This window comes from Mesorhizobium sp. M4B.F.Ca.ET.017.02.2.1 (assembly GCF_003998955.1).
In the GTDB taxonomy this organism is placed as follows: domain Bacteria; phylum Pseudomonadota; class Alphaproteobacteria; order Rhizobiales; family Rhizobiaceae; genus Mesorhizobium; species Mesorhizobium abyssinicae.
Genome location: NZ_RZOF01000257.1, coordinates 1 through 9203, shown reverse-complemented (window position 1 = coordinate 9203; position 9203 = coordinate 1). Strand labels below are relative to the sequence as shown.

Here is a 9203-nt window from a genome sequence, read left to right as displayed (position 1 = left end):
AGGCGTATGACGCTTGTCCGCTGCAGCGCCGCGCCAACCAATCCGCTTGGCGCTGCAGCGGACTCATAGGGGGAGAACTGTTACCTATGTATCCGGTCCATTCTGTTACCCATCTATCGGCTGGACACCGGCAGGGCAATGAGGGGCGGCGCCGGCGCCCGGAATTGTGTGGAGAGTGGGGCATAGGGTAGCCTGGAAGAAAGCTGACCTCAGCGGCGTTTTTCGGCCATGGAATCGTCAATCACAAACACCTCAACCCGCTATGGCTGGGCGATGATCGTCCTCCACTGGCTGATCGGGATCATCTTCATCGGCCAGTTCGTGCTCGGCTTCGTGATGATGCGGATCGAAAGCCAGCGCACCGCCTTCGAGCTGATCCAGTTGCACAAGTCCCTCGGCTTCCTGCTGGTCGGCCTGATCATCCTGCGCATCGCCTGGCGGCTCGGCAACATCGTGCCGGCGTTGCCCTCCTCGGTCGGAGGCCTGGAGCGACAAGCCGCGCCGCTCGCGCATTTCGCGCTCTATCTCTTCCAGATCAGCCTGCCGCTCTCCGGTTGGGCGCTGGTGTCGGTGTCGACGCTGGAGATCCCGAGCATGCCATTCAATCTGTTCGTGATGCCCAACCTGCCACTGGCCGTATCCGACGCGGCAGAGAGTTTTTGGACGGCAGCGCACTGGTATCTCGCCTATGCCGGCATCGCGCTCGTCGTCCTGCATGTCCTGGCCGCGTTGCGCCATCATTTCTGGCTGCGCGACCGCGTGCTTGCGCGCATGATCACGCCTTCGTCAGGCAGGGAATAGAAGACCGCCGTCGTTCGTTGGTGAGGCGAGAAGACAGCAATGCGCTGCCTCAGAAAAAGGACCTTCCCCATGCATGCGCGCATCCTTGGATTGGCGGCCCTTGCCGCTTGCCTTGCCGTGCCCGCCATCGCGGCGGTGGCGCTCAGCGACGCCGCCGGCAGCTACACGATCAGCCCGGCCGCATCGAACATCCGCTTCACCATCGGCAAGGCGGGCGGCGGCGGCTTCGACGGCGCCTTCGCCCGCTTCAAGGGCAGCATCCGCATCGACAACGGCAATGTCGAACGCTCGCAGGTCAACCTCACCATCTTTCCCGAGAGCGTCGGCACCGGCCAGAACCGCATCGATGCCTTCCTGCGCTCCGACGCGGTGTTCGACAGCGCCAACAGCCCGGAAATCCAGTTCCGCTCGACCAATGTGACCCGTACCGGCGACACGACGGCCTTGGTCACCGGCCGGCTGACGGCGCGCGGCAAGACGTTTCCGGAAAAATTCACCGCCGAGCTCAGCAGCCTCAAGGCCGGCACGATCAAATTCCACGTCACCGGCAAGGTGTTGAGGTCGCGCTACGGCATGGATGTCGGCACGCCGATCTATTCCAACGTCGTCAACTTCGACATGACGCTGACGGGCAAGAGGGGCTGAGGCGCATTTCCTCGCCCCGGCAACGCGGGCCACGCTATGCACACATCTTCTGTGATTGGCGTGACTGATCAGGCCGTAGCTTGATGGCCACGTGGTTCCCCCAATCCGTCGCTGCTTCGCAGCGCCACCTTTCCCCCTCCGGAGGGAAAGGAAGGGAGCGTTGCTGGAGGAGCGTTGATGGCAAAAAGCTAGGCGCCTTCCTCTACCCCGTCGATCGGGGGAGAGGTGGCTCGGCGAAGCCGAGACGGAGTGGGGGTCGACCAGCGCTACATTGGACAATGCATGCGCCAAGCCACGGAGCGTCTGCGATTGGCTTTTCCCCTGAATTGGGGCACACCTCCATGATGCAATTCGACATGGAGAAGCGTGATGTTCCGATGGGGTGTTCTGTCGACGGCCAAGATCGGCCGCGAGCAGCTGTTGCCGGCGATTGTCGAGGCGGAGAATGGCGTCCTGTCGGCGATCGCCAGCCGCGATCTGGCGAAAGCCCGGGCGCTGGCCGACCGTTTCGGCGCGCCGCATGCTTTCGGCTCCTATGAGGAACTGCTCGCGTCGAAGGACATCGACGGCGTCTACATCCCGCTGCCCACCTCGCAGCATGTCGAGTGGACGGCCAAGGCGATTGAGGCCGGCAAGCATGTGCTGGTCGAGAAGCCGCTGGCGCTCGACGCCAAGGACATCGCGCCGCTGATCAAGCTGCGCGACGAGAAGAAGGTGCTGGTCTGCGAAGCCTTCATGGTCATCTACCACCCGCAATGGATCAAGGTGCGCGACCTGATCGCCAGCGGCGCCATCGGCCGGCTGCGCCACGTGCAGGGCGCGTTCTCCTATTACAATGTCGACCCCAAGAACATGCGCAACCAGCTCGACCTCGGCGGCGGCGCATTGCCCGACATCGGCGTCTACCCGACAGTGTCGACGCGCTTTTCGACCGGCAAGGAACCGCAGCGCGTGCAGGCGACGATCGAGCGCGACAAGACCTTCGGCACCGACATCTATTCCTCGATCCGCGCCGATTTCGGCGACTTCGAACTGTCCTTCTACCTGTCGACGCAGATGGCGGCGCGGCAGGTGATGGTGTTCCACGGCGAGAAGGGTTTCATCGAGGTGTTCTCGCCGTTCAATGCCGGGCTCTACGACCACCATCGGGTCGAGCTGCACAACCAGAACCACACCGAGGCGCAGGTGTTCCGCTTCCCCGGCACGCAGCAGTACCGGCTGGAGGTCGAGACCTTCGCCAGGGCGGCGCAGGGCGGCAAGGAGCGCGTCTTCACGCTGGAGGAATCGGTGCTCAACCAGAAGGTCATCGATGCCATCTTCCGCGCCGGCGGCAAGGACGGCTGGGAACCGGTCTGACAGTTCGCTTTGGGGGAGCAAAAATGGCTGACGATGCGGACGTCATCATTGTCGGCGCGGGGCTGGCCGGCCTCGTCGCAGCGGCCGAGCTGGCCGAGGCCGGCAAGAAGATCATCATCGTCGACCAGGAACCGGAGCAGTCGCTGGGCGGCCAGGCCTTCTGGTCGTTCGGCGGGCTGTTCCTGGTCGACTCGCCGGAGCAGCGACGCATGCGCATCCGCGATTCGCACGATCTCGCGCTGGAAGACTGGATGGGCACCGCGGCCTTCGACCGAGCGGAAGATTTCTGGCCGCGCAAATGGGCCGAGGCCTATGTCGGCTTTGCCGCCGGCGAAAAGCGTTCCTGGCTGATCGAACGCGGGCTGAAATTCTTTCCCGTCGTCGGCTGGGCGGAACGCGGCGGCGGCAACGCCATCGGCCACGGCAATTCGGTGCCGCGCTTCCACGTCACCTGGGGCACCGGCCCCGGCGTGCTCGAACCTTTTGTCCTGCGTGTGCGGGAAGCGGAGAAGAAGGGGCTGATCCGCTTCAAATTCCGTCACCGCGTCAACGAGCTGACACGGACAGGCAACACCGTCACCGGCGTGCGCGGCGACGTCTTGCAGCCGAGTTCTATCGAGCGCGGCCAAAAAAGCTCCCGCGAGATTTCAAGCGATTTCGAGCTTCACGCGCAAGCGGTGATCGTCGCCTCCGGCGGCATCGGCGCCAATCACGATCTGGTGCGCAAGAATTGGCCCGAGCGCCTGGGCAAGGCCCCATCGCGGATGATCACCGGCGTGCCCGACCATGTCGATGGCCGTATGCTGGCCATCACCGAAGCGGCCGGCGGCTCGATCATCAACCGCGACCGCATGTGGCACTATGTCGAGGGCATCAAGAACTGGGCGCCGATCTGGACCGACCACGCGATCCGCATCCTGCCCGGCCCGTCGTCGCTGTGGCTCGACGCGCGCGGCAAGCGCCTGCCGGTGCCGCTCTATCCGGGCTTCGACACGCTCGGCACGCTCAGCCACATCATGAGCACCGGCTTCGACTATTCCTGGTTCATCCTGACCAAGAAGATCATCCAGAAGGAGTTCGCGCTGTCGGGCTCCGAGCAGAACCCGGACCTGACGGGCAAGAGCTGGCGCCAGGTGCTGGGCCGCGCCACGTCGGGCATTCCCGGCCCGGTGAAAGCCTTCATGGAGAAGGGCGAGGATTTCATCGTCGAGGCCGACCTTTCGACGCTGGTCAAGCGCATGAACGCGCTGGCCGGCGGCGAACCGCTATTGGAGGAGGCCCAGGTCGAGCGCGAGATCCGCGCCCGCGACCGGCAGCTCGACAATCCGTTCTCGAAAGACATGCAGGTGACGGCGCTGCGCGGCGCGCGCGCCTATCTCGGCGACAAGCTGATCCGCACGGCAAAGCCGCACAAAATGCTCGATCCGGCGAACGGCCCGCTGATCGCGGTGCGGCTCAACATCCTCACCCGCAAGACGCTGGGCGGCCTGCAGACCGATCTCGACAGCCGCGTTCTCGATGCCGGGGGCCAACCGGTCCCCGGCCTCTATGCGGTCGGCGAAGCTGCCGGCTTCGGCGGCGGCGGCGTGCACGGCTATGCGGCGCTGGAAGGCACATTTCTCGGCGGCTGCATCTTTTCCGGCCGCAGCGCCGGGCGGGCGGCGGGCGGCGCGGTGGTCTGAAGGATCGACGGCGTTCCCGCAAGCTCGTGCCGTCGGGGGCGCCTCGTTTGCCGCATCAATCTCTTGTGTGGGTACCCCCGCGCATTAACAGATGCTAACATTCTTCGTTCCTCGGGAACGTCGCAATGTCCAAGATTTGCTTGTTGTGCGCGTGCCTTCTTTTTCTGGCTGGCTTGTCGGCACCTGCGTCCTCTGAGGCCGAAATCATTCAGCGCAGTCACAGATATGCACTTGTCATCGGCAACTCCGCCTACCGCTATGCGCCATCGCTCCCCAACGGGGTGAATGACGCGAATGCGATCGCTCGAATTTTGGAAGAGACGGGGTTTAAGGTCACGCTTGGCCTGGATGCCGACGCCTCAACGTTCAGGGAACTCATCGGGAAATTCAGGCGAAACTTGCAGCCGGGTGATGTCTCGCTTTTTTACTACGCCGGACACGGGCTCCAAGCGAACGGAGAAAACTACCTATTGCCTGTTGATGCCGCCCTTCACCGTCCGGCCGACTTGGCTCTGGAGGCTGAGCGCTTGCAAGACATTATCGCAGCCATGACGGCCGAGGAAAATACCGCCATCGTCCTTCTCGATGCCTGTCGAGACAATCCTTTCGTCAAGCAACTAGGTGGACAGAGTCAGAGTCGCGGCTTTGCGATAGAAAAGGGGCTGGGAGCCCTGGATGCCGGCAGGGGGGTCTTCATCGGCTTTGCAACACAGCCCGGCAATGTCGCTCTCGATGGAGCCGTCAATCATAGCCCGTTTGCGGACTCTCTTGTGAAGCGCATAAAGACTCCCTCGATCGACATTGAAATTCTCATGCGTCGCGTACGCTTGGACGTCATGAACGCGACGTCTGGAAGGCAGGTTCCCTGGAGCAATTCGTCCTTGGTGGAGCCGGGGTTCTCATTCAACCCAGATCCCACATTCAATAATCAGTCTCCGTCAGAGCTTCCTCAGCCAGACATCAATACGGCGAAAGACCTCGAGTTTTGGAAATCGATCAAGGATACATCCGATGTCTCCATGTATCGTGCCTATCTGGCGGCATTTCCGAATGGTGCGTTCATCGAAATAGCGAAGAGCCGAATTGCCAAGTTCCAAGCACCTTCGCCGCCACGCAAGAAAATCCTAACAAGGAAAGTCAGTCGCAAGCCGCAAGCCTCGCTGCCGATCAACGAGCCTTCCGCCAATCGTTCGGCGGAAACGACCGCACCTGCCAAGCAGGAATCCGTTGGACGATGCAGGGATGGCAACAAAGAGAGATGTCGCGAGAGATGCCGTGAAGGCGTAAGGCGTGCCTGTCGCAAGCTGCAACAGCTTGGGGGTTAGACGACCCGCGGATTATCGCCTTGCGTAGCAAATTCGGGTGCGGCGGGCGTGTTCGCTTGATCCCACAATCCGACATTGCAACGTGAGGGCATGCGTCCAGATTACCGGCTTGCCAGCACCATACGGTTGCCCTCGCTGTCGCGGAACTCGGCGACGGTGCGGCCAGGCTGCCATGGAGCTTCCTGAGGCTCGGTGATGATTTCGACACCCTTCGCCTTCAGCGATGCGAACGTGCCCTCGACGTTGTCGTCGACCAGCACCAGCACGGGGTCGACCCCCGGCGCCTCGTCGGCGCGCCTGACAAAATGCAGGTTGGTGACGGCGTCGGGAAACGCCAGCTCGATCCAGCGCCAGCCGCCCTCGCCCATCGGCTGGTCGGCTATCACCTGGCAGGCAAGGTGATCGGTATAGAACGCCTTGGCGCGGTCCTGGTCGAACACCGGAAGTTCGGCAAACTGGATATGCATGATGTCTCTCCTCATCGCGGAGGCCGCCGCGCGGCCTCGACGGATGAAAGACGACGCAGACGCGCAGAAAGATTCGGGCCCACCTTGAGAATCTTTTCGATGCTGCGGAACGTCTTTTGTGGCAAACCCAGAAAAGGAGATGACAATGGGCTACAATCTCATCCGCTACGGCGTGAAGGATGAAAGCATCGCCGAAAACCGTACCCTGGTTGCAAAGGTGTTCGAGGCACTCGACGAAACGAAGCCGCTATCCGTGCGCTACCTCGTTCTGGAGCTGGAGAATGGCGAGTTCGTGCATCTTGTCGGGTATGACAAGGACAGCGCCGCCCTGACCGGGCTCGACGCCTTCAAGGCTTTCAGCGCCGACCACGCCGAGCGGCGGTCTGGCCCTCTCGCCAGATCGGCGGCAAAAATCGTCGGCAACTATCGTATGCTGGACAATGCCAGTGAGGCCATGCCGGCCTGACCTCAGTGCCGACGCGGCCCTGGTGCCGTGCCGCAGCCTGCTCGGGAATGAACGCAATGATGTCATCGAAATTCGACCGGGCGGCGCTGGACGCGATGCTGGCCGGCCTGCGTCCGAAGTTGCACCGCTACGCAGCTCGCATGGCCGGCTCCGTCATCGACGGCGAGGACATCGTGCAGGAGACGGTGCTGAAGGCGCTGCAGGCGCTCGACGGCAACGCCGCAGTCGACCGTCCGGAGCAATGGCTGTTTCGCATCGCCCACAATACGGCGCAGGACCATCTGCGCCGCCGCCAGCGGGAGCGTTCCCGCCTAAGCGAGGCCGATATGACCGGAGTGGAAGACCCCTCCGCCAGCGCAGAGGCGAGGCTTGCGGCTGCCACCAGCCTGCGCACTTTCATGCAGCTCACGCTGCCGCAGCGCAGCGCCGTTATCCTGGTCGACGTGCTCGGCCTCAGCCTTTCCGAAACCTGCGAAGCGACGGGCGCGACGCTGGCCGCCACCAAGGCGGCGCTGCATCGCGGGCGGGCCGAGTTGAGGGCGTTGGCAGCAGCGCCGGAAGAAGCCGTCATGCCGGCGCTCGATGCCGACGACGAGCGGCGACTGCGCCACTACGTCGACCTGTTCAACGCGCGCGACTTCGACGCCGTCAGGGCGCTGATCGCCGAGGATATCCAGCTCGAAGTCGTCAACCGCACGCGCCTCAGAGGCAAGAAGCAAGCCTCGACCTATTTCGGCAATTACGACCGCGTCAGCGATTGGGTGCTCTCGCTCGGCTTCGTCGACGGCCGGCCGGCGATCCTGATCCGCGATCCGAAGTTTCCGGACGGCGCGGCGCGCGGTTTCATGCTGGTCGAGTGGCGCGGCGAAGAGGTCGCGGGTATCCGCGATTTCCGCTACGCGCCCTACTGCCTGGCGGATGCGGATATCCGTCCGATCGACTGAACGGAAGCAAGGCGCCATCACTGCCCGAACAGGTCGGTGGGCATGCCGGATCGGGCCACTCGGCCGTACCGGCAAGGCAACGCAGGCGGGGCGGCCCCTAGGCCGTCCCGTCGAACTTGCTGGCTTCGACGCGGCGGCATCCACCTCGCGCCAGCATGCTGTTGGTCACTGATCGACGACCAGCCGCAGCGCCCGCGATGCCGGCTGCAGCTGGACCTGCCTGCCCCAGTCGAAGGCGATGAAATCCTGCTCGATGCCGTCGGCGAAGATCACGCCGCCCTCGTTCATCCGCGATGTGATGAGGAGCGGGCTTTCGGTGATCTTGCCGGCGCGCAAATTCGTGGCGGTGGCGACGCTCGGAAACGGCTCGCGCACCCAGAAGCCCACTGCGTGCTCTTCGCGGCCGAGCGACAGGTCGAGATGCGTCGCTTCCATGATCGAGCGCGCCCAGCCCGTCGCGCCGGTGCCGGAGGCGACGATGAGGCCGCTGGAGGAATGGTTTTCCGCCTCGCCCTCCGCCTCGATCCGGTAACGGGCCGACTGGTGGCTGCGGTGGCCGACGAAGATCTCGTTGAGCGCGAGGAACGTTTCGCCGCCATCGAGCTCGGCCTGAACCATGGTTCGCGATTCGATGCCGACATTGCCGGCTATGCTGGCGGCGAGCAGCTTGCCCAGCTGGCCGACGCCGATGCGGACCAGCACACCGTCATAGAGGTCCGGCGCCGGATTGACGCCGAGCACGGGCTGGCCGTCGAGGTACTTGGCGACATTGGCGACCAGCCCATCCTGTCCCACCGGCACGACAACGTCGTCGGCCGCGAACAGGAAGCGGTCGAGGTCGGCGCGCTTGACCAGGGTCTGGCGCCAATCCGCCGGCACCGAGGCCCGTGCCGCGCCCAGCACGGCATGGAACTTGTCGTGCCGGACCTCGACATCCTCGAGCCGCTGGCCGCGCGTCTGCAGGAAGAAGCGTGCCTGGTCGCGCGTCGCGTGGCGCGCGACCAGCAGCTCGTAGTCGGTCTCGCGCGTCACGAAGACCGCGCGGGGTCGGTTCGCCGCCATGCTTCGCCCCCCTCAGCGGGCCTCGATCACCGCCGGGCTCTTGCGGAATTCGCCGAGCACGGTGGCGAGCAGGTCCGGCGTCACGTTGACGTGCTCGATCTTCTCTAGCTTGCCGGCGAGCTGCTGGGCGGCGAGGCCGAGCAGGATCGCGGGCGGCAGGTCGCGGTAGATGGCGATGCGCTGCCGTTCGGCCTCGGCCCTGGCGCCCTCGACGGTGCGGATGCGCTCCGCCTCGGCGGCCGCCTCGACCTGTTGCGCCTCCGCCGCGCCGGTGGCGCGGTTGCGGGCGTTTTCGGCCTCCTCGGCAATCAACAGCTTCTCGCGCCGCGCCAGTTCGGTCCTGGTCGCCATTTCATTTTCGGCGATGGCGCGCTCCTTTTCGACAGCAAGCGCCCGACGCTCGAAGGTCGCTTCGTCGGCCTTCTGCTGCAGCGCCTCGAAGGTCGGTGTCTGCA

General features: G+C 64.2%; 9 protein-coding genes and 1 pseudogene. 7 read left to right on the top strand and 3 right to left on the bottom strand.

Annotated elements, in window-relative coordinates; genetic code table 11:
* Positions 1-228: 228 nt before the first annotated feature.
* From EN738_RS24870 to EN738_RS24850, 5 genes are all read left to right on the top strand, one after another.
* A complete protein-coding gene (locus EN738_RS24870) occupies positions 229-801 on the top strand; it encodes a cytochrome b (protein ID WP_127286018.1) in 573 nt (190 codons plus the stop codon).
* Between the two features lie 69 nt (positions 802-870).
* Positions 871-1446, top strand: coding sequence for a YceI family protein (locus EN738_RS24865; protein WP_127286017.1), 576 nt, complete (start codon positions 871-873; stop codon positions 1444-1446).
* A 369-nt stretch (positions 1447-1815) separates the two neighbouring features.
* Positions 1816-2802, top strand: coding sequence for a Gfo/Idh/MocA family oxidoreductase (locus tag EN738_RS24860; RefSeq protein WP_127286016.1), 987 nt, complete (start codon positions 1816-1818; stop codon positions 2800-2802).
* Between the two features lie 23 nt (positions 2803-2825).
* Positions 2826-4484: an FAD-binding dehydrogenase gene (locus EN738_RS24855; protein WP_127286015.1), complete on the top strand. Its 1659-nt coding sequence runs from the start codon at positions 2826-2828 to the stop codon at positions 4482-4484.
* Between the two features lie 125 nt (positions 4485-4609).
* Positions 4610-5809 (top strand): caspase domain-containing protein, encoded by a 1200-nt coding sequence (locus EN738_RS24850; protein ID WP_127286014.1) that lies wholly within the window; start codon positions 4610-4612, stop codon positions 5807-5809.
* Between the two features lie 101 nt (positions 5810-5910).
* Here the strand turns inward: EN738_RS24850 and EN738_RS24845 are convergent, their stop codons facing one another.
* A complete protein-coding gene (locus EN738_RS24845) occupies positions 5911-6276 on the bottom strand; it encodes a VOC family protein (RefSeq protein WP_127286013.1) in 366 nt (121 codons plus the stop codon).
* A 145-nt stretch (positions 6277-6421) separates the two neighbouring features.
* Here EN738_RS24845 and EN738_RS24840 point away from each other — a divergent pair, with 145 nt between their 5' ends.
* Together EN738_RS24840 and EN738_RS24835 are read left to right on the top strand one after the other, a co-directional pair.
* Complete coding sequence (locus EN738_RS24840) at positions 6422-6742, top strand: hypothetical protein (protein WP_245494663.1); 321 nt, start codon at positions 6422-6424, stop codon at positions 6740-6742.
* 56 nt (positions 6743-6798) lie between these two features.
* On the top strand, positions 6799-7686 hold the full coding sequence (locus EN738_RS24835; RefSeq protein WP_127286012.1) for an RNA polymerase sigma factor: 888 nt from the start codon (positions 6799-6801) through the stop codon (positions 7684-7686).
* A gap of 165 nt (positions 7687-7851) precedes the next feature.
* Here EN738_RS24835 and EN738_RS24830 read toward each other — a convergent pair whose 3' ends face one another.
* Together EN738_RS24830 and EN738_RS24825 are read right to left on the bottom strand one after the other, a co-directional pair.
* Positions 7852-8748, bottom strand: a complete 897-nt coding sequence (locus tag EN738_RS24830) for an NAD(+)/NADH kinase (protein WP_127286011.1) — start codon at positions 8746-8748, stop codon at positions 7852-7854.
* Between the two features lie 12 nt (positions 8749-8760).
* A pseudogene (locus tag EN738_RS24825) lies at positions 8761-9203 on the bottom strand (band 7 protein); the annotation flags it as partial.